Genomic DNA, 19981 nt, shown 5'->3' on the forward strand with positions numbered 1-19981 from the left:
CAATTTTTGCAGTAATATAATTAGTACACCTAATTAATTGATTGGCTATTTAATTGGAATGCTATTTAATAGATGTCCTATGATGTTGGACCTCTATGGAATGATAATGAAAATAAGGGGGGGACAATAATGACTGGCATAGATCCGGTTGCTCAGAAGCTTTTGTATTCCATCATGCAGTTTAATAAAGGCAAATGGAGGCAACATAAACCACATGGGCGTAATCACAATGAGATTATGGTGCTGGCATGTTTGCTGCATGGTACGCATCCGGGAGAACGTCTGGATTGGCGGGATAATCCGCCAGATTTTGAGAGAGAGCTGAATGAGAGTCGCCCAGGGCTAAAAGTATCGGAAATCAGTGCGTTACTGCGAGTGAAATCACCAACGATAACCCCGGTTATTCGTGGGCTTGAGGACGAAGGACTGGTGGAACGAACGATGGACCCGAAGGATCGCCGTGCTGTGCGTATCACCATTACGGAGGCAGGGCGTAACATTATTCGGGCGGCACATGAGGAGCGCATGCAAACGTTCAACCAGCTCGTCGAGCATTTAGGTGAGGAAGAAAGCATTCATTTGACGGAGTTGTTGACCAAGGTTTATACCTTTTTTGATACAGTGGTTTTCCAACAGACGGAGACGTCCACACAAGGAGATGATACGCCATGATGAAATTGTTTCGCATGCTGAAGCCATACCGAATCCCCATTTTCTTCATTTTGAGTCTGGTGCTGCTGCAGTCACTGGCCGAACTGTATTTGCCAACCCTGATGGCGGATATCGTCAATGACGGTATAGTAAAAGGGGATATTCCGTACATCTGGCAGATTGGCGGTTGGATGCTGGTCATTGCTATTGGAGGCACGATCTGTTCCGTAACAGCCAGTTATTTGTCTTCCCGTACAGCGGGTGGATTTGCCAAAAAACTGCGCAGCAGAGTGTTCCGCCATGTGGAGAACTTTTCGCTGCAGGAATTCGACAAGCTGGGTACAGCTTCGCTGATTACCCGGACTACCAATGATATAACGCAGGTTCAGAACGTATTAACGATGATGCTGCGCATGATGATTATGGCTCCAATGATGTGTATCGGCGGTATCTTCATGGCGGTATCTCAGGATGCCAAATTATCAACCATTTTCCTGGTTGTCCTGCCTGTATTGGGCGGAGCTATTGCACTGATTGGTGCGAAGGGCTTGCCGATGTTCAAACAAATTCAGAAAAAACTCGACCGACTCAATCTGGTCTTGCGTGAGCAATTAACAGGTATCCGCGTGGTTCGTGCCTTTAATCGCGGGGAACATGAGCGTATTCGCTTTAATGGAGCTAATACGGACCTTAGAGACGTTTCCATTAAAGTAAATGTGCTCATGGCGACATTAATGCCAGTCATGATGCTGGTTATGAACTTGTCGATGGTTGCCATCCTTTATTTCGGTGGCCTGCGGATCGACAGCGGGAATATGAACATTGGTTCTTTGATTGCCTTTCTTCAATATGCGATGCAAATTATGTTCTCTCTCATCATGGTTTCCATTATCTTTGTCATGATTCCAAGAGCTTCGGCTTCGGCAGAGCGGATCAACGAAGTATTGGATATGCAGCCGGATCTCAGCAATCCCGAGCAGCCTCGTGATATGAAATCACTGCAAGGCACGATTGAATTCGATAATGTGACATTCCGTTATCCGGGTGCAGAGAATGCAGCCTTGTCAGGCATTTCTTTTACAGCACGTCCGGGTGAGACCACAGCCATTATTGGAGGTACGGGCTCAGGTAAATCCACATTGCTTAGTCTCATTCCGCGTTTCTATGATGTAACGGAGGGCAGTGTCCGGGTAAACGGTACGGATGTGCGCGAGCTTCGGCAGGAGGATTTGCGGGCGAAAATCGGATTTGTACCGCAGAAAGCAGTGCTCTTCACAGGTACTGTTGCGGAAAATATCCGGCACGGCAAGGATGATGCCACGATGGAGGAGATTGTCCACGCAGCCCGAACGGCTCAGGCAGAGAACTTCATTACGGAGATGAAAGACGGCTACGATAGCGTCATTGCGCAGGGGGGCAACAACGTATCCGGTGGACAGAAACAGCGTTTGTCCATTGCACGCGCACTTGTTCGTCGTCCGGAAGTATATATTTTTGACGACAGCTTCTCGGCTCTCGATTTCAAAACGGATGCCAAGCTTCGTGCTGCCTTGAAGTCTGAAACGACGGAAGCGGCAGTGCTTATTGTGGCTCAGCGTGTAAGTACGGTTATGGATGCGGATCGTATTCTGGTTATGGATGAGGGGCAGATTGTTGGTTCAGGAACACATAGAGAGCTGCTGGAGCACAATGAAGTGTATCGCGAGATTGTATCCTCCCAGCTGACAGAGGAGGAGATCGCATGAGTGAACGCAGAGAAAGCAAGTCACCTCGTCCCCCAGGCCCGGTCGGTCCAGGCCATCCAGGCGGCGGAATGGGCATGCGAGGTCCGGTTGAGAAAGCGAAAGATTTCAAGGGTACACTGCGACGCTTGATGAAGTATCTCCAGCCACACTCGCATCGTCTGCTCGGTGTATTGGTGGCAGCGATTCTGAGTACCGTATTCAGCATTATCAGTCCAAAGGTGATGGCGGAAGGCACCGATATTCTCAGTAAAGGGGCTATTGCCATCCTTCAGGGTGTGCAGGGGGCCGGGATTGATTTTCCTGCCTTGATGAAAGTATTATATTTGCTTGTGGGACTGTATCTGTTCAGTGCAGCCTTTGCGTATATTCAGCAATATCTGATGGCTGGCGTAGCTCAGCGGGTGGTGTATGACATGCGTGAGCAGATCAGCGCCAAGGTGGGACGTCTGCCACTGAAATATTTTGACTCCCGTACCCACGGGGAAACATTAAGCCGGGCGACAAATGACGTGGATAACATCAGTAATACGCTCCAGCAAAGTTTGGCGCAGTTTATTACGTCTATAGTTACCATTGTCGGGGTTATCGTCATGATGTTGACCATTAGTCCATGGATGACGCTCATTACCATTTTGACATTGCCGCTGAGTGTAGTTGTTGTGATGCTGGTTGCATCTCGATCGCAAAAACACTTTGCAGGCCAGCAAAAATCACTTGGTGAATTGAATGGGCATGTTGAGGAAATGTACACGGGGCATAAAGTGGTCAAAGCCTTTGGACGGGAAGAACATTCGGTAGAACAGTTCGAAAAAGTCAACGAAGAACTGTATGAATCCGGTTGGAAGGCCCAGTTTATTTCGGGGATTATTATGCCCCTGATGTCGTTTGTCGGTAACCTTGGTTATGTGCTCATCTGTGTGGTGGGCGGGATCTTTGTTACACGTGGAGCCATCTCCATCGGGGATATTCTTGCATTCACACAGTACTCCCGTCAGTTCACTCAGCCAATTAACCAGATTGCCAACATCTCGAATATCATTCAGTCCACCATCGCTTCGGCGGAGCGGGTATTTGAATTGCTGGATGAGGAGGAAGAGGTTCCAGAATCTTCGAAACCAGTACAATTGCAGTATCCACAGGGTGCCGTTGCATTCCATGGTGTGAATTTTGGATATAAAGCGGATGAGTTACTCATTCAAAATATGAATATTGATGTAAAACCGGGACAGACGGTAGCCATTGTTGGGCCAACTGGAGCGGGGAAAACAACGCTGATCAACCTCCTGATGCGTTTCTACGAAATTCAGGACGGCCAAATTACGATTGACGGCGTTAATATCGTGGACATGGAACGCGGCAAGCTGCGCAGCCTGTTTGGGATGGTGCTTCAGGACACATGGCTATTCAACGGAACGATCCGTGACAACATTGCCTATGGCCGAGAAGGCGCAACGGAAGCGGAAGTCATCAAGGCAGCCGATGCGGCCCATGCGGATCACTTCATTCGTACCTTGCCTGATGGCTATGATACGGTGCTGAATGAAGAAGCATCGAACATTTCCCAGGGGCAGAAGCAATTGCTGACCATTGCGAGAGCGATTCTGGCGAATCCAGCCATTCTGATTCTGGATGAGGCAACGAGTAGTGTCGATACACGGACCGAAGTGTTCATCCAGAAAGCGATGAATGCTCTGATGAATGATCGCACCAGCTTTGTCATTGCCCACAGATTGTCCACCATTCGCGGAGCCGACCTGATTCTTGTTATGGATCATGGTAACGTGATTGAGCAGGGTAATCATGAGGAATTGATGGAGAAACAAGGCTTCTATGCGGATCTGTACAACAGTCAATTTACGGAGCAACAGCCACAGGCAATCTGATCGCTTATAGCTTCAAAAATAGCCGGGCACCCTTTGGGTGAACCCGGCTATTGGTTTGCGAATGATGTGCTTCAGGGCAAGAGGCAGTGTGCCATACGATGCAGTGCTTGATTCGTTAAACGTTCATCCAACTGACATCACGAATCATCTACCTTATTTATTTACTGATCGTCAGACTCCTTCGCAGGTGCATCTCCGTCGACGTCGGATGACGTCTTTACCTCCAGCTTCGGATCTTCGTTTGTCTCCTCAAGCACAGAAGGTGCCGGCTCACCCGGTATTAATTCACGCTGCTCGATCATGCGTTTCACAACCTCATAACAGTCCTCAACATGTTTGTTGCCAACATACCGCATGGCTGTGAAGCTGAGCGCGGCTGCCAATCCTTGACCTGCAAAAGGGACAAATTTGGCGACTGATTTGGTGGCTACGCGTACCCCGACCCTTTTTAGCACGACTACTACCAGTTCCTTGGTCACCAAGCGTCCAATAACCTTGCTTCCGACGGACATAACGAATCCGTAGATCATGGATTTGGTCTCAGGGTCCATCCCGTCGAGCTGCTTTTGCGATAACCCGAATTTATCGTTAATGGCAGGCAATAGCTGCATAAGCATTCCCACATCGGCCAGTACGTCTGTACCGGGCAGGGGAACCAGTGTTGCACCCGCGGAAGCGGAGGCTCTCTTTTTGACCATGGTGCGGCATTCCTTGCGAACTTGCTCCAATTGTTCCAACGTTGCCGGAATCATAGGGAATCCCTCCATTCGTATATGGTATAGATATAACCGTTTTGACTGATTTTGAATGGTGTTTGTTACAGTAGAAATTGGTGACCTTGGATATGAGTGTAACGTAACCTTTTTTCTCAACCGTACGTCTAGTAAAAAAAGGAAATTACTGAATCGCTATGACGGTATCTGAGTATTACGGATGAGGGGGGATTACGATGCATGCACGGTTAAGAGTGTTACTGTTATTATGCTGTATAAGTGGGCTGATCATTACGAGCTGTTCAGCAAAGGGGGACCCGAACCAGATGAAAATCAATTCGAATCAGGAGCTATCCGAGTCAGAACGAAACGCTGCTCTGAAAGAGATCGAATCCGAAAGAATCCAAGCTATGAACACCATGGGGCTTCACATCCTTCAACAGATGGGTGCAAAAGGGAAGGCTGACGGTAATAATCTGCTGATCTCTCCTTACAGTATTACGGCGGCAATTGTCATGGCATATAACGGCAGCGTAGGTGAGACTAGGCGAGAGATGGCAGAGGTCATGGGCTGGTCGGGGCTAGAAATGGAGCAAGTGAATGCTTTTCAAGCGGCTTTACAGCAGTTGTTGACCCATCCGGGAAAAGGCATTGAGGTCGGTATTGCGAACTCCATGTGGGTGAAGGACGGAATCCCGGTAGAGGAAGCGTACCAAACAGCCGTACAGCAAACGTATGAAGCCGAGATCAGGACACTCAATGGACAACCAGCACAAGCAAAGGAAGAGATCAATCAATGGGTGAAGCAGCACACCGAAGATATGATTCCAAATTTGATGCAGGAGCCGCCTGCAAAGGAAGCCCTGATGATTCTGGTGAATGCCATTGCATTTGATGGAAACTGGATGGCTGAGTTTGACCCGGAGTACACGACGGATGACGAGTTTAAGCTGACAAATGGAAAGGCATTATCTATGCGGATGATGCATCAGACAAAGCAGTTCCAATACTCGGAGAATGAGGCTTGGCAGGCGGTGAGGCTGCCTTACGGAGATGGCCAGATGCATCTGCTCGTCGTTTTGCCGCGAGAGGGGCGTACGCTGGATGAGGTTCAGCAGCAGTTGCTGGATGACCCAAAACGGCTTGATCGCGGCTCCGAATATAGCTTAGTTGAGCTGTCTTTGCCACGTTTTCGTGCGGAATACGGTATGAACCTGAAAGAGACGTTGCAGCAGATGGGGATGGAAATGGCCTTTGACCCGTATGCCGCCAATTTCACGGAAATGATCTCTCCGGGGCCGAACTTGCAAGTATACATTGGTCAGGTAATGCATCGTGCCGTGATGGAAGTGAGCGAACAAGGAACTGTAGCTGCTGCTTCGACATTAGTGGGAATGGCGGCTGGAAGTGCTCCGCCCACAGATTGGACCAAGATGGAGGTGAATCGTCCATTTATGGTTGCTGTAGTGGATAAGTCCACTGGAGCATGGTTATTTGCCGGGAACGTAAACCAACCGGAAGAGATTCCCTCCCGGTAGCACGTAGTCTTTGTTATCCAAGGCTGCTGACATGCCGCTCTAGGAATTCATTCTCCAGCATGCTCATCTGAATGGCGTCGTGGTATTGATGATTGTAATACAAGGCATCTCGTCGTACGCCTTCGCGTTGAAATCCGAGCTTCTCATATGTACGAATGGCACGCTGATTGAAGGCATACACTTCAAGCTCGATTCGGTGCAGATTGCAGATACCGAAACCATAATCCAGCATAAGCAGCAGTGCCTCGCTGCCATAGCCTTTTCCTTGATGCTCTATATGATCAATGGCGATCCGGATGTGCGCACTGCGATTTTTGGTATGCATGTCCATCAGGGCAATCTCTCCGATGACCTGGTCATTCTCTTGCAAGGCAATCAGCAGCATCAAGCGTGAGTCATCCTGGGCCGCGTTTTCGATGTAGCGCTCCACTTGGGGGCGGGTGAAGCTGTTTTGTGTCCCGGTGAGTCTGCGCATCTCGGCGTCAAACAATCCGGGGAAATAGGTATCAACATCAGTCGATTCAAATGGACGCAGATAGATACGCTTCGTTTCCAACAGACGTGGGATGCGTTGGGATCGCGTTGGTTGAGACATGGGTTATTCCTCCTGTAAGTTTAAGTCGTCATGCAGGCCCGATCGAGCTGGTATCGCCGCATTGGCCGATGCATGGAGAGATCTTTACACCTTGTGAGCGGCTCCGTCCAAAAATAGAGCTACCAGCTCACGTGCCAGATCGGCAATCGTTGCATACATGTCGCGTACTCCTTCGCGGTTTGCCAGCATCAGCAAGGAAGTGAACGCGTGGGCAAGCAGTATCGGATTGGCAGATCGCAAATAACCGTTGTCCATCTCCCGCTTGAAGTGGGTGGCAAGGACTTCATAAATGCGGACTTCGGCTTCACGGATCTGGGCCAGCTGATCTGCATCCAGATAGGTATTGGCTTCACGCATCATGGTCTCGGTATCGACGTGGGAGTGTTGCATCCGTCCTTCCGCAACTTTCTCCAGCCGCTCTTGCAATGTACCGGGTGCATCCATACGGATTGCTGTCTGCTGCATGCCCATGGCCATCATGCTGGTAATGGCGACGGTGAACAGCTGTGGCTTGCTGGAAAAATGATAATAGATCGATGCTTTGGTCACGCCGCATAGCGAGGCAATTTGCTGAAGAGAGACGGGCTCATACCCGTATTCCATAAATAGCCGCGAGGCGGTCATCAGTATTTTTGACTGGGCTGATGCCTGATCGGCACCGGCTTTGGGCCTTCCCGGCGAGCGGGGAGGATTCGTTTTTTTGCTCATAATTGCATACCTCTTTACTTATTCGTGTTGGCTGTACAAAAGTGTTCACAAAATTAGTATTTGCAATATTAACCTTCCGGTATATATAATTAAGTCAATTATACTATGACCCGTGGTTCATTTCTATATTTGTCACATAAAAACGGCTTCATAGAACCAAAATAGGGAGATGAAGAGACAATGCAAGAAGGTTCGGGCTACGGCCGCTGGGTTGCCGGCAAACGAAGCAAATGGATTACACTGTTGGTATGGATCATCATTGCGGTTGTTTTTGGTGTAGTGTGGCCTGCTGTTGGTGACCGTGAAACGAATAACGCACAGGATTTGAGCGATTCCAAGCCATCGGTGAAGGCGGCAGCAGTTGCCCAGAAAGAATTTCCCGGCGGCGAAGGTGTTCCCGCGCTCATCGTATGGCGTCAAGCCGGCGGGCTGACAGATGAACAGATTAAGAACATTCAGGCGTTAACCGAGCGACTGGATCAAGATCCGGTGGAGCAGCAGCAATCTGTGGTACCACTATATCAGTTGCCCCCTGAGGCTCTGAAAGGTCAGCTTTCGGAAGACGGAAGCACCTTGGTTATGCCGCTCTTTTTCAATCAGGAAGCTGATTCGTCACAGTTGAAAGAAGGCATTGAAGCGCTGGAGCAGAAAACGAAAGATATTTTCGGTTCCGACCCATTTGACGTTGCCATTGATGATGCCAGCGCACTAAGTGCACGCGTTACAGGTCCGGTTGGGATATCGATTGATGCGAGCGGATTGTTCTCATCTGCGGATGTATCCCTGCTGATTGCAACAGTTGTGCTGGTACTTGTGCTATTGCTGTTGATCTACCGTTCGCCCGTACTGGCGATTATCCCGATTATTGCAGTTGGGTTCGCTTATATGGTCACTAGTCCTATTCTCGGATTTATGGCGGATCAGGGCTGGATTACAGTGGACGCACAGTCCATCTCGATTATGACGGTGCTGTTGTTCGGTGCAGGAACGGATTATTGCCTGTTTATGATCTCCAGATTCCGTCAAACTCTCTATCATGAGCCGGATAAAAAGAAAGCACTCTTCCAGGCGATTACCGGATCGTCCGGTGCGATTGCCATGAGTGGATTTACAGTTGTTGCAGCACTGCTTGTACTGCTGTTCGCAGAATATGGTGCCTATCACCGTTTTGCCGTACCATTCAGTTTATCCATCTTCATCATGTTTATTGCGAGCCTGACGCTGGTTCCGGCTTTGCTGGCGATCTTCGGTCGGGGTTCATTCTACCCGTTTGTACCGCGTACGCATGATATGGAGGTAGAACGTGCGAAGAAAAAAGGCAAACCAGCGCCTGCTCCGCGTAAAATCAAGGAAAGCTGGATTGGCCGTACCGTAGTCACCAAACCGTGGACAGTACTGGCGATTACGCTGGTATTGTTGGGTGGACTGGCTGCTTTCTCTAGCCAAATTAAATTCACGTATGACTTGCTATCATCCTTCCCGGAGAATGTTGCTTCTCGTGAAGGTTTCAAAGTCATTGGAGAACAGTTCTCGGAAGGTGAACTCGCTCCGGCGAAAGTGATTATCGATACAGAAGGCAGCGAGACAGATCTGAAACAACGTCTGGAATCGCTGGATTACGTAAGCAAGGTAGGTGAAGCGCAGCAGGGTGCCGAGAATGCAAACATCACCGCTTACGATGTGGAATTCAATCTGAATCCATACTCCATGGAGGCGATGCAGCATATCCCGGATCTGCGGGCAACGGCTGAACAGGCTTTGAAAGATGCTGGAATAACAAGCGTGGACAGCCATGTCTGGATCGACGGTCAGACGGCTGAACAGTATGACATTGAAGTCACTGGAGAGCGGGATGCCAGCATCATTATCCCGGTGGTGATCGGGATGATCACATTGCTGCTGCTGTTGTATCTGCGCTCTGTTGTAGCAACAGCGTATCTGATCGCGACCGTAGTACTATCCTATTTCTCTGCATTGGGGTTGGGATGGCTCATTATTCACTATGGACTGGGAGCAGACGCCATTCAGGGAGCGATTCCGCTGTATTCCTTCGTATTCCTGGTGGCGCTGGGTGAGGACTACAACATCTTCATGATCTCAAGCATCTGGCAAAAACGCAAAACGATGCCACTTCGCCAAGCGATCAAGGAAGGGGTGGGTGAAACCGGATCTGTTATTACTTCCGCAGGTCTGATTCTCGCAGGTACGTTTGCTGTACTGGCAACACTGCCTATACAGGTGCTGGTGCAGTTCGGTATTATCACGGCTGCGGGTGTCTTGCTTGATACGTTCCTTGTTCGACCGTTCATGGTGCCAGCCATTACCACGTTGCTGGGCAAATGGGCTTTCTGGCCAGGCAAGTATGTGCCTGTTGCAGAGAAGGCCAAAGAAAAACAAAATCAATCCATGTAATCGATGGATGGATTCAGACAAGGACAGTGGCGCCTCTAGCCCACTGTCCTTGTCTTTACCATTTTCATATTGGAATGCAGGTTGATCCGAGTATATGCTGAGATGGAATGGGGGAACTGTAAAATATCAGCAGAAACAGAACTGGTCGCTACTTTCTTTGTACAAGGAAGGTTTACGTGGCCAAGGGTTTTGGGACATAATAGAGGTAACGTCAGCCACGGGCAGACGGATGGAATGAACATCAATGGGACAACCAGGGGGAAGGATGAAAACAAGCATGACGAACCAACGTAATGTGTACTTTAACCATGACGGCGGCGTGGATGACCTCGTATCGCTGTTCATGCTTCTGCAAATGGACAATGTAAATGTAACCGGTGTATCGGTTATTCCGGCAGACGGATATCTGGAGCCAGCTACAGATGCCAGCCGTAAAATTATCGATCGCTTCGGCACATATTCCGTAGAGGTAGCGAAATCCAACTCCAGAGGGAAAAATCCGTTTCCTGCGGCGTGGAGATTGCATTCCTTCTATGTAGATGCACTTCCAGTACTGAACGAATCCGGCAAAATGGAAGCTCCTTTGTCTGCCGTTCCGGCTCACCAGCACCTGATTGAGAAAGTGCGCAGCACCGAAGGCAAAACGCTGCTTCTGTTCACAGGCCCGCTGACTGACCTCGCGCGTGCACTGGACGAAGCACCAGACATTGAAGAGAAAATCGACAAGCTCGTGTGGATGGGTGGAACGTTTGAAAGAGGGAACGTTGAAGAGCCTGAGCATGATGGTACAGCAGAATGGAACGTATTCTGGGACCCGGAAGCGGCTTACCGTGTATGGCAGAGCGGCATCCAGATTGATCTGGTAGCCCTGGAAAGCACGAACAAAGTACCTCTGACACCTGCTGTACGTAACCGCTGGGCTGCAGAGCGCCGCTTTGAAGGCGTTGACTTCCTGGGTAACTGTTATGCAGGATGTCCGCCACTGGTGTACAGCGAAACGAATTCCACGTATTATCTGTGGGATGTGTTGACTACGGCTTCCGTTGGACGTGAGGACATCGTGAAGAAGAAAACCGTGAACTGTATTGTTATCCCGGATGGTCCAAGCCAGGGCCGTACGGTGGAACAAGCAGACGGACGCCCGGTACAATTGGTTTATGATACCGATCCGGAAGCGTTCTTCACGTACATGACCGATCTGGGCAAAAAAGCTGCTCCGCAGCGCTATTAATTCGGGCAGCCGCGAGGCCAGCCTCCATTAAAGGTAGAACAATAAAAAGCCGCAGGCAGAGTGAACAGGAATGGGGTAATCCCCATGTTTCCGTTCTCTGCCTTGCGGCTTTTTTGTATTCATCTGGTGGGCGCCATGGATCGCCCATCTGGAGTCGGATCTATATTTTGAATCGGCTTATCAACCCGTTCAATTCACTAGACAACACACGAAGGGATTCCGCAGATGTGCTCATCTCATCCATCGATTGCAGCTGCCCGTCCGTTGCAGCCGAAACCTCCTGAATGCTGGAAGAGGACTTGCGCGAGATATGTTCCATATCCTCAACGGAAGCGGATACTTCTTCGGCACTGGCGGAGAGCTGCTCGGAAGCGGCGGACACTTCGTGCAGACGTTCATTCATCGTCTCAATGCCGGAATGAATGGACGTGAACGAACGTCCTGCTTCCTGAACAACAGCCAGACCGGCCTGAACTTCTGAGGTACTGGCTGACATATGCGAAGATAGGACGGCAGTCTGGCGCGTAATCTCGGCGATCAGTTCAGACACATGCTGGGACGATTGCTCCGATTCCCCCGCAAGCTTCCGAACCTCGGAAGCAACAACGGCGAATCCGCTGCCATGTTCACCGGCCCGAGCAGCTTCAATGCTTGCATTTAATGCCAGCAGACTGGTCTGGGAAGCGATGCCCTTCATCATGTGGGCTACCGATTCAATTTTGCTGGAGTATTGCGCAAGCTGGGAGGTGGACGCTTCCATCTGGGCGTTGGCCTGATGAATTTTGTCCATGCGGTCAATCGCTGTGTTGATGTTGGTCTGGCCCTGTATCGCGTTATGGGTCGTCTCCTCGGATACATCAGCCACCATGGAAGATGAATTCGCAATATGCTGCATGCTGCGTGTAATTTCCTCCATCGCCACAGTAACTTCCCCCGCGCGTGCAACCTGCTCCGCAGCCCCTTTGGCTGTGTGATCCGTGTGCTCGGCAATGCGCTGGCTGGCTTCCGCTGACGCCTGCGAGTGTCTGGATACTCCTTCGGCTGCTTGCAGCAGGGAATCGGAGCTTTTGCGGATGCCTGTCATGACATCCCGTGTATCCTTGACCAGATGTTTGAACTCCGAAGCCAGCTGTCCGACCTCATCCTTCCGTCCAAGCTCGACATCGACGGTCAGATCACCTTTGCCCACCTCAGCAATGATCTTCTTCAGTTTCACCAGAGGACGTGTCAAATAATGAGCAAATCCATAGACCAGCAGTACGCTGAGCAATACGATGGCAAGAGCGGTCCAGATCATGGTCATCCGATTGCGTGTCATCAGCTCGTAGACGGCAGTGGAATCCAGGTCGGCACCAACCAGACCAAGAAGTTCCCCATTGGCTCCATGAATCGGTACATAGGCCGTAATCGTTGCGCCGTATTCATCCTGGGTCAGATCGCCCCGGAAAGGTTCGTTTTGTGCAAAGGCTTGCAGCATTCCCGCATAGTGGTTCTCTTCTGGGGACCCGTAGGGCGAGAAATCATCCTCTGCCACATCCGGAGCAGCGCCATCCACCACGTAATAATACGATGCGGCTCCGTTCTCTTCATGTTTACCAAGTGTATACAGATACTTCAATCCATTGGCTTGACGAAGCTGGCTGAGTTGTTCGCGCAAGGTATCGTAATACTCGGTTTGATCCTGTCCTGTACTTAATGGCGCATACAGGGAGGTGTCGATGGATTGCGCTGCTCGTTCGGCAACAGCCTGTGCCTGCATGCCCATCGATTGTTCAACCAGCTGTGCAGATGAGCGATACATGGTAATGCCAAGAACGGCTCCTGCCGCCAGCATCAGACAGGAAAAAAATAAAAAGATACGCATAAACAAACTGTTCATTAGTAGAAATGTTCCCCCTTGATATGTAGGACTATGAATTCTTATATTGAAGCTGGATGAATCGTCTTATTGGGAATGCGTTTGCTACTTTGCTAACGTACATATATGTATTTCATTTCTATTTAAAATATCGGCATCTGCCTGATAAAGAATTAGCCCCCGGATCAAGTAGATCCAGGAGCTTATCTTGTTTGAAACGTAAAATGGATATCTCATCTCTTGCACTCCCCACGATTGCAGGAACCATGTGCTGCTGTTACTACAAAGAGGGCATTACATCGTCCCGCCACCCTGGCGGATGGATGCAGGGATCTTCTCTGGTCCCTGATTAATATATTTATTAATAAAAGTGCCTACTTTGGCATCATCGAATTGGTCCAGCTTCATCGTTTTGGTCCATGCCGTCACGACGACCTCACTGCCCTCGGGGATGTCCTTGTTCGGTACAGCGAGAATACCTGATCCAGCTTTGCGGAACTTGGCAAGGTACTTCAGATGCTCCTTCAGCTCATCACTTGCATTCTCACGGTAATAAATGATGATATCCCCATGCTCCAGATTATGTACCAGGTAAGGATAACCGGGGAAATCGGTGTAGAATCCAAATTTGATATCATGCGGGTTATGAGGCCCCGATGTCGGGATGGTCATCTCATATTGAATCGGCTCTTCCGTATGATCGGCTCCGTAGTATTTATCGTCAGTCACTTCGATCGCAGCACCGGCATTCAGATCCGCAACATCATACTTGGTAAATGCGCCCTGCATGAAGAAAAGAACAAACGCAATGATCGACACCCCCAGTAGGGCATGAGCAGCCAGGCGGATGGATCGGGTTTTCTTTTTAATCACAGCTCGTTCATTCTTCTTCATATGTGCCAGTACAGACTTCTGGGTGCGTGCAGACCAGATATAAGCTGCGATGGAGAGCAATAGAACGACTGCCCCAATGATAAGCCAAAGATAGGATGTCCCTGCCTCGTGCTCCATTTGCATATGATTCATATTCATGTCCATATCCATTTCCTCTACCCTTCTTAATAAAATGAATGATCATAACAATACACTACATAATGTAGTGTTGATGGCAATGGTACAGGTTCCATATAAGCATGGAGTGTTTCTCATCTCATATCCTTACGTAAAAAAGAACATACCTTTTACACTACACATTATAGTGTATGGGACGCAACGAGTGCAATCTGCTAACGCTTCAAACAAAAGAAGACCCTCCTCGCATAAGCAGGGAGAGCCTTCGTCAGAGCTTTTGAACTAGATACTACATACGACCGTATGGAGAAAACATCAGGCTAATCAATCCAATAATCATTGTGGCCAACAAGCGGTACAGAATATAAAACAATACCACATTGGCAATCAACACGCTGTACATGCTATCGATGGCTGCCTTCGTACGATTCAGCGGATACTGGAACAGCACCGTGTTAAGAGATACAAAGATAATCAAATACGAGACAACGAGGAAGAAGATCGCGATGGAATACGAGATCACAATAAACAGATTCGCCAGTACGAGTGACGCTATAGCGGGCACAAGTAATGTACCAAACTGAGCAACCAGCGTTTTGGGGCGGAACGTTATTTTCTCAATCTTCAGTATGGCATACATCAATGCGATTGCAACGATCAAGGAAATGGCGGTGAACAACAGCGGTCTGATAAACCCGACAATGAACAATCCGTCCATATCCATCCGGCCGAATGTAATCAAAAAGTATGTAGAGGATAGAACCGCAATCAGAGCCATCGTGATCCAGCCGTTAAGATAGTGCTGTTCACCAACGGTTTTCATGGTTTGATAAGGGCGGGTGAGCACACTAAGGAAATAGGATAGATACTGTTTGCTTACTTCTTTGGCTTGCTGAACTTTCTCATTTTGTACGATGTTATTCCACTGATTGGCGTTGTTGTCTCCTGAAGATGAAGCGCCCTCTGTGCTGGAAGAGTCGGATACATGTTGTACAGGTCTGGGAGCAGAAGGTGTGTTGGGAGAAATGGGAGCGTGAGAAGGTGTCGCCTGTGTGCTCGACCAACGGGTATATTCAGGTTCGGCAGCAGCGGATTGTTGCTCCTGAGCGGAATTTGCAGTAGGGGAGGAAGGGGCTAGATTAGCGCCGCACCTCTCGCAAAAACTGGCATTTCCATTTTCATGATTACATACTGGGCATTTCATGGCATGAGCCTCCAATTTCATAAATTAAAATAATCTAGACATTTTGTCTCATTTTAACGGTTGATGACGAAGTTTGTCTATGTTTTCAAGGGAATTAATACCCGGTATTTTCCACCTGAGTATATGATTAAACCGGTCCCCTTATTTTCATATTGACATAAGTATGCGCCGGAATTATGATGTCATTACCGAAATTGATAATCATTATCATTAAATGAACGTTAATCCAAGGGTTTGTACTCATCGACATATTAATCGCGCGAGTATAGACAAATCAGTCTAATCAATAGGGAGTGTATCGTGTTGAAAAAAATATTGGCATTGCCGGCTGTTGTGCTGGCAACTTCGGTTTTACTCGCCGCTTGCGGCAATAATGAAGCGGCTACGGACAAGCAGGCAGAAACACCGGTTGCTCAAAGCGAAAATCAAACTTCCACAGAAACCACGGATGCAGCGGATCAGGAAGTGGCCGGGAGCGATTATACAACCGCAGTGGATGGTTATCGCGCGTTTGCAATTGAGCAGATCGATGAATTCGTGAAGCAAACGGAGAAGTTCACGGATGCTGTCAAAGCTGGTGATCTGGAGACTGCCAAATCATTATATGCACCAGCTCGTATGTATTATGAACGCATTGAACCGGTAGCCGAAGCACTTGGGGATCTGGACCCGAATATCGATGCACGTGACGGAGATGTGGAGGCTGCCGACTGGCGCGGATTCCACCGGATTGAGAAAGCACTTTGGGAAGACAAGACGACCGAAGGCATGACTGACTTTGCGGATACCTTGTTGAGTGATGCGAAGCTCCTGCGTGCCAAAGTCGAGACGATGGACATCGATGCGAGCCTGATGGTAACGGGTGCGGTAGAACTTCTGAATGAGGTTTCCTCCAGCAAGGTAACCGGTGAAGAAGAACGTTATTCCCATACGGATCTGTATGATTTTGCAGCGAATGTAGAGGGAGCACGCGAGATTTATAACCTGCTCAAGGATGATCTGGCTGCCAAAGACAAAGATCTGAATCAGCAGATTGCGGACCGATTCGATGCACTCGAGAAAGAGCTTGCTCCATTCAAGGATGGAGATGGATACGTTTCCTATGAGAAGCTGAAGGATGAGGACGTGAAGAAGCTGAGTCAGAACCTGGATGCATTGGCCGAGCCGCTGTCGAATATGGGACAAGTACTGGGAGTGTAGAACGATGACAGAACAGAAAAAGGATTCGCTGAAAAAGCCGTTGTCACGGCGTGAAATGCTGAAGCTGACCGGCGTGGCCGGACTGGGTCTGCTCTTGGGTGGAGGCGGTGCCAGCGGTCTGATGGCGCTGGGCCGCAAGAGTCGCCCGGCGTCCGCTGTGGAGCAAGCCTCGCCGAATGACAAAGGCCTGCCCTTTTATGGCAAGCACCAGGCGGGCATTATTACCCCGGCTCAGGATTTCATCTGCTTTGCCGCCTTTGATGTGACGGCGGGTAGTGCGGATGATCTCCGCCGTCTGTTCAAGAACTGGACGGCGGCTGCCGCTGCTATGGCCGCCGGAGAGATGATTGGCGAACATAATACAACGCTGAATACGCCGCCTACCGATACGGGTGAAGCGGCAGGCCTGACACCGTCACGAACCACGTTGACGTTTGGTGTGGGGCCCTCTTTGTTTGACGGGCGCTTCGGGCTGCAGGGCCGGAAGCCCAAGGGCCTGCGCGATCTGCCGGCATTCGCTGGAGATGCGCTGGACCCGCAGTGGTGTGGTGGCGACCTGTGCGTGCAAGTCTGCGCAGACGATATGCAGGTCGCCTTCCATGCCATCCGCAATCTCGCGCGCATCGCACGCGGGCATGCGGTATTGCGCTGGACGCAGGAAGGCTTCCAGCGCACAGGCCGAGCTGACCCTGCGGGTGGAACACCGCGCAACTTGCTCGGCTTCAAGGATGGCACCGGCAATCCGGATACAACGGATGCGGTGCTGATGGACCAGACCGTCTGGGCGCAGCCTGCTGACGGTCCGGGGTGGATGGCCGGCGGCAGCTATATGGCCGTCCGCCGGGTTCGCATGCGTGTGGAGGTGTGGGACCGCTCCACACTGAAAGACCAGGAGGCGACATTTGGACGCCACCGGGACAGCGGAGCGCCGCTCGGCAGCCGCGGCGAGTTCGATCCGGTAGATTTGAAGGCCAAGTCTGCCGATGGGCAGCCTATCATTCCGGCAACGTCACATCTGCGTCTCGCCAAGGGGGACGGCAGTCAGCAAATTTTACGCCGCTCCTACTCGTATTCGAGTGGGCTCGATGCCAAGACTGGGCAGCTGGATGCAGGTTTGTTGTTCATTAGCTATCAACGGGACCTGGAGAAGCAGTTTATTCCGATTCAGAAACGACTGGCAAAGAACGATAAGCTAAACGAATATACTGTGCACACGGGCAGTGCTGTATTTGCCTGCTTCCCCGGGGTTACGAACGGTGGATACATTGGGGACACCTTAATTTAATGGGGAGGATGACAATGATGGGCAGGATCGCAGATCGGAAGGCGCAGAAGCGGCGGATGTACAAAGGAAGGTTGATGCGCTTTTTGCTGATGCTGCTGGTGTTCCTGATGGTGGGGTCCGGGGTGATTCGTTTACCGGGCATGTCACACGCTTCTGCTGAGGGGCTCCAAAACGAAGAGCAGTCTGTGCAAAAACAACTGGATAGTCTATTGCCGCCTGTGGGCAGCGCCTTGGTTGAAGCGGGACAGGGCAAGCTGGCAGAAGCGACGGAGGATGTCGCTGAGTTCCGGCAACTGTGGGATGATGCCAGCACGTTGGTGCCGGAGCAGAACGCAGATCAGGTTGCGACGGCCGCCAGCGTTGTAGGTGAAGCCTTGTCCAAAGCGGAACAGGCACTGTCGAGCAATGATTCTGATGCTGCCAAGAAAGCATTGGCGGATCTTGCCCGTGCGACCAATCAGTATATTGAGGCGTTTCAGGGTGCGGAAGAGAGCAGCGACGCAGGCCGTAAAGCGGCCGGAAGGCTGCTGCCAGACGCACGTAAAAGTTTGAGTTCAATGGAACAGGGCGATTGGACCCAGGCAGAGCTTGCCTATAAACGGATTGTTACGGCATGGAAAGGCACCGAAGCTCCGATCCGTCAGGATCATTTTGGCGTATACAGCCAGTTGGAGAAAGACATCAGCCTGGTTCGTATTTCAATGCAGGCCGAGCCCCGCAAGGAAGAACAGGCAACAGAGCGTATGCAGGAACTAGTCACGTTGCTCACGGACTACAGTGCAGGGACACTCAAGGAAGGGGAAGTTGAGGATACGTCAGCATCCTCTGGTGTTTCTTCATTGTCCGACCTGCTGAAATTACTGGAGCAAATAGAGCAGCAGATTCAAGCCGGGGATACCACTTCTGCTGCAACGGGATTGGAGCAGTTTATCGTGGCCTGGCCTTTGGTTGAAGGTCAGGTGCAGATATCATCTCCCGCTTCATATACGGCCATTGAGAATGAAATGGCTGAAGCATCTGGATATGTCGTCTCGAATCCGCCCAATACGGCGAAGGCAACCGAGGTTGTAACCCGCATGATCCATCGGCTGGAGCCGCTAACGGCTACTACCTCATACACGGCATGGGATGCGGCCTTGATTTTGCTTCGCGAAGGATTGGAGGCCATTCTGGTACTGGCTGCATTGCTCGCTTATGCCAAGAAAAGTGGCGAGACTGCGGCCCGGCGCTGGATCTGGGCTGGTGCCGGTAGTGGTCTGCTGCTTAGTGCGGCGCTGGCCGTTGTACTGTCGCTGACCCTTGCTGTGGCATCATCGGGTAGCACACGGGAGATGATTGAGGGGTATACGGGGCTTGCAGCCGTTGTACTAATGTTGACGGTTGGACATTGGATGCATAGCAAATCGAATACCCGCTCCTGGAATAGTTATGTACAGCGACAGGTAGGTGGTGCACTGGCAAGGGGGAGTCTGTGGTCACTCTTCGCTGTGGCAGGTCTCGCCATATTGCGGGAAGGTGCGGAGACTGCGATCTTTTATATTGGCATGGCGCCTGCAATTGATACCTCGCAGATGTTGATCGGTATGGGGGCAGCATTGCTCATCCTGATTGTATTGGCTGTAGCCATTATTCAGTTCAGTGTACGTCTGCCTGTACGATGGTTTTTCCTGACCGCTACGCTGCTGATTTATTATCTGGTATTTCGTTTCCTTGGAGAGAGTATTCACTCCCTTCAAGTCTCAGCAGCGCTGGGGGCTCATGTTGTGCCGAGTCTGCCAACGATGGGCTGGCTTGGCATGTATCCGACATGGGAGACCTTTATTCCACAACTCGTTGTGCTGGTCTTTATGATCTTTAATTTGATTCGCACAGAGGTACGTTCGGCCAAAGGAGCATCCAAGGCATCCGTGTAGCACGGAGCTACGAGTTTTGGTTAAAGGCTGCGTC

General features: G+C 50.3%; 15 protein-coding genes. 9 read left to right on the forward strand and 6 right to left on the reverse strand.

Annotated elements, in window-relative coordinates; all coding sequences use genetic code 11:
• The first annotated feature begins 129 nt into the window (after positions 1–129).
• Genes BMW94_RS04335 through BMW94_RS04345 form a run of 3 tightly spaced genes read left to right on the forward strand, consistent with a single transcriptional unit; the run spans position 130 to position 4279 of the window.
• The gene (locus BMW94_RS04335; protein ID WP_090994876.1) at positions 130–672 is read left to right on the forward strand and encodes a MarR family winged helix-turn-helix transcriptional regulator; all 543 of its coding nucleotides are present in this window, start codon (positions 130–132) and stop codon (positions 670–672) included.
• Positions 669–2396, forward strand: a complete 1728-nt coding sequence (locus BMW94_RS04340; RefSeq protein ID WP_090994878.1) for an ABC transporter ATP-binding protein — start codon at positions 669–671, stop codon at positions 2394–2396. The genes BMW94_RS04335 and BMW94_RS04340 overlap by 4 nt, the downstream gene beginning before the upstream one ends.
• Positions 2393–4279: an ABC transporter ATP-binding protein gene (locus BMW94_RS04345; RefSeq protein WP_090994881.1), complete on the forward strand. Its 1887-nt coding sequence runs from the start codon at positions 2393–2395 to the stop codon at positions 4277–4279. Before BMW94_RS04340 ends, BMW94_RS04345 begins: the two co-directional genes overlap by 4 nt.
• A 161-nt stretch (positions 4280–4440) precedes the next feature.
• Here BMW94_RS04345 and BMW94_RS04350 read toward each other — a convergent pair whose 3' ends face one another.
• Entirely contained in the window at positions 4441–5031 is a 591-nt protein-coding gene (locus tag BMW94_RS04350; protein ID WP_090994884.1) for a hypothetical protein, read from the reverse strand.
• A 287-nt stretch (positions 5032–5318) separates the two neighbouring features.
• Here BMW94_RS04350 and BMW94_RS04355 point away from each other — a divergent pair, with 287 nt between their 5' ends.
• The gene (locus BMW94_RS04355; protein WP_175480573.1) at positions 5319–6530 is read left to right on the forward strand and encodes a serpin family protein; all 1212 of its coding nucleotides are present in this window, start codon (positions 5319–5321) and stop codon (positions 6528–6530) included.
• A 13-nt stretch (positions 6531–6543) separates the two neighbouring features.
• Here the strand turns inward: BMW94_RS04355 and BMW94_RS04360 are convergent, their stop codons facing one another.
• The gene (locus BMW94_RS04360; RefSeq protein ID WP_090994890.1) at positions 6544–7125 is read right to left on the reverse strand and encodes a GNAT family N-acetyltransferase; all 582 of its coding nucleotides are present in this window, start codon (positions 7123–7125) and stop codon (positions 6544–6546) included.
• A gap of 84 nt (positions 7126–7209) precedes the next feature.
• A complete protein-coding gene (locus tag BMW94_RS04365) occupies positions 7210–7833 on the reverse strand; it encodes a TetR/AcrR family transcriptional regulator (RefSeq protein WP_090994894.1) in 624 nt (207 codons plus the stop codon).
• Positions 7834–8013: 180 nt separating this feature from the next.
• Here BMW94_RS04365 and BMW94_RS04370 point away from each other — a divergent pair, with 180 nt between their 5' ends.
• Positions 8014–10245, forward strand: a complete 2232-nt coding sequence (locus tag BMW94_RS04370) for an MMPL family transporter (protein WP_090994897.1) — start codon at positions 8014–8016, stop codon at positions 10243–10245.
• Between the two features lie 277 nt (positions 10246–10522).
• Positions 10523–11476, forward strand: a complete 954-nt coding sequence (locus BMW94_RS04375; RefSeq protein WP_090995187.1) for a nucleoside hydrolase — start codon at positions 10523–10525, stop codon at positions 11474–11476.
• Between the two features lie 160 nt (positions 11477–11636).
• Here BMW94_RS04375 and BMW94_RS04380 read toward each other — a convergent pair whose 3' ends face one another.
• From BMW94_RS04380 to BMW94_RS04390, 3 genes are all read right to left on the reverse strand, one after another.
• Positions 11637–13355, reverse strand: coding sequence for a methyl-accepting chemotaxis protein (locus BMW94_RS04380; RefSeq protein WP_090994901.1), 1719 nt, complete (start codon positions 13353–13355; stop codon positions 11637–11639).
• Positions 13356–13628: 273 nt separating this feature from the next.
• Positions 13629–14378 (reverse strand): DUF3105 domain-containing protein, encoded by a 750-nt coding sequence (locus BMW94_RS04385; protein WP_090994904.1) that lies wholly within the window; start codon positions 14376–14378, stop codon positions 13629–13631.
• Between the two features lie 256 nt (positions 14379–14634).
• Positions 14635–15549 (reverse strand): zinc ribbon domain-containing protein, encoded by a 915-nt coding sequence (locus BMW94_RS04390; RefSeq protein WP_090994909.1) that lies wholly within the window; start codon positions 15547–15549, stop codon positions 14635–14637.
• A 303-nt stretch (positions 15550–15852) separates the two neighbouring features.
• On the opposite strand from BMW94_RS04390, the gene efeO reads away from it, so the two are divergent.
• The 3 genes from efeO to BMW94_RS04405 are packed head-to-tail and all read left to right on the forward strand — an operon-like array spanning position 15853 to position 19947.
• A complete protein-coding gene (gene efeO, locus BMW94_RS04395; protein WP_090994912.1) occupies positions 15853–16749 on the forward strand; it encodes an iron uptake system protein EfeO in 897 nt (298 codons plus the stop codon).
• Positions 16750–16753: 4 nt separating this feature from the next.
• A complete protein-coding gene (gene efeB / locus BMW94_RS04400; RefSeq protein WP_090994914.1) occupies positions 16754–18034 on the forward strand; it encodes an iron uptake transporter deferrochelatase/peroxidase subunit in 1281 nt (426 codons plus the stop codon).
• A gap of 14 nt (positions 18035–18048) precedes the next feature.
• Positions 18049–19947, forward strand: coding sequence for an FTR1 family iron permease (locus BMW94_RS04405; RefSeq protein ID WP_254790109.1), 1899 nt, complete (start codon positions 18049–18051; stop codon positions 19945–19947).
• The last annotated feature ends 34 nt before the right edge of the window (positions 19948–19981 follow it).

This window comes from Paenibacillus sp. OK003 (genome assembly GCF_900109515.1).
Taxonomy (GTDB): domain Bacteria; phylum Bacillota; class Bacilli; order Paenibacillales; family Paenibacillaceae; genus Paenibacillus; species Paenibacillus marchantiae.

Excerpts from the sequence above, each read along its gene's own strand:
- BMW94_RS04345 (WP_090994881.1), top strand. The coding sequence starts at position 2,393 with ATGAGTGAACGCAGAGAAAGCAAGTCACCTCGTCCCCCAGGCCCGGTC.
- BMW94_RS04390 (WP_090994909.1), bottom strand. The coding sequence starts at position 15,549 with ATGAAATGCCCAGTATGTAATCATGAAAATGGAAATGCCAGTTTTTGC.
- BMW94_RS04355 (WP_175480573.1), top strand. The coding sequence starts at position 5,319 with ATGAAAATCAATTCGAATCAGGAGCTATCCGAGTCAGAACGAAACGCT.
- BMW94_RS04350 (WP_090994884.1), bottom strand. The coding sequence starts at position 5,031 with ATGATTCCGGCAACGTTGGAACAATTGGAGCAAGTTCGCAAGGAATGC.
- BMW94_RS04405 (WP_254790109.1), top strand. The coding sequence starts at position 18,049 with ATGATGGGCAGGATCGCAGATCGGAAGGCGCAGAAGCGGCGGATGTAC.
- BMW94_RS04385 (WP_090994904.1), bottom strand. The coding sequence starts at position 14,378 with ATGGATATGGACATGAATATGAATCATATGCAAATGGAGCACGAGGCA.
- BMW94_RS04375 (WP_090995187.1), top strand. The coding sequence starts at position 10,523 with ATGACGAACCAACGTAATGTGTACTTTAACCATGACGGCGGCGTGGAT.
- BMW94_RS04340 (WP_090994878.1), top strand. The coding sequence starts at position 669 with ATGATGAAATTGTTTCGCATGCTGAAGCCATACCGAATCCCCATTTTC.
- BMW94_RS04365 (WP_090994894.1), bottom strand. The coding sequence starts at position 7,833 with ATGAGCAAAAAAACGAATCCTCCCCGCTCGCCGGGAAGGCCCAAAGCC.
- BMW94_RS04370 (WP_090994897.1), top strand. The coding sequence starts at position 8,014 with ATGCAAGAAGGTTCGGGCTACGGCCGCTGGGTTGCCGGCAAACGAAGC.
- BMW94_RS04380 (WP_090994901.1), bottom strand. The coding sequence starts at position 13,355 with ATGAACAGTTTGTTTATGCGTATCTTTTTATTTTTTTCCTGTCTGATG.
- efeB (WP_090994914.1), top strand. The coding sequence starts at position 16,754 with ATGACAGAACAGAAAAAGGATTCGCTGAAAAAGCCGTTGTCACGGCGT.
- BMW94_RS04335 (WP_090994876.1), top strand. The coding sequence starts at position 130 with ATGACTGGCATAGATCCGGTTGCTCAGAAGCTTTTGTATTCCATCATG.
- BMW94_RS04360 (WP_090994890.1), bottom strand. The coding sequence starts at position 7,125 with ATGTCTCAACCAACGCGATCCCAACGCATCCCACGTCTGTTGGAAACG.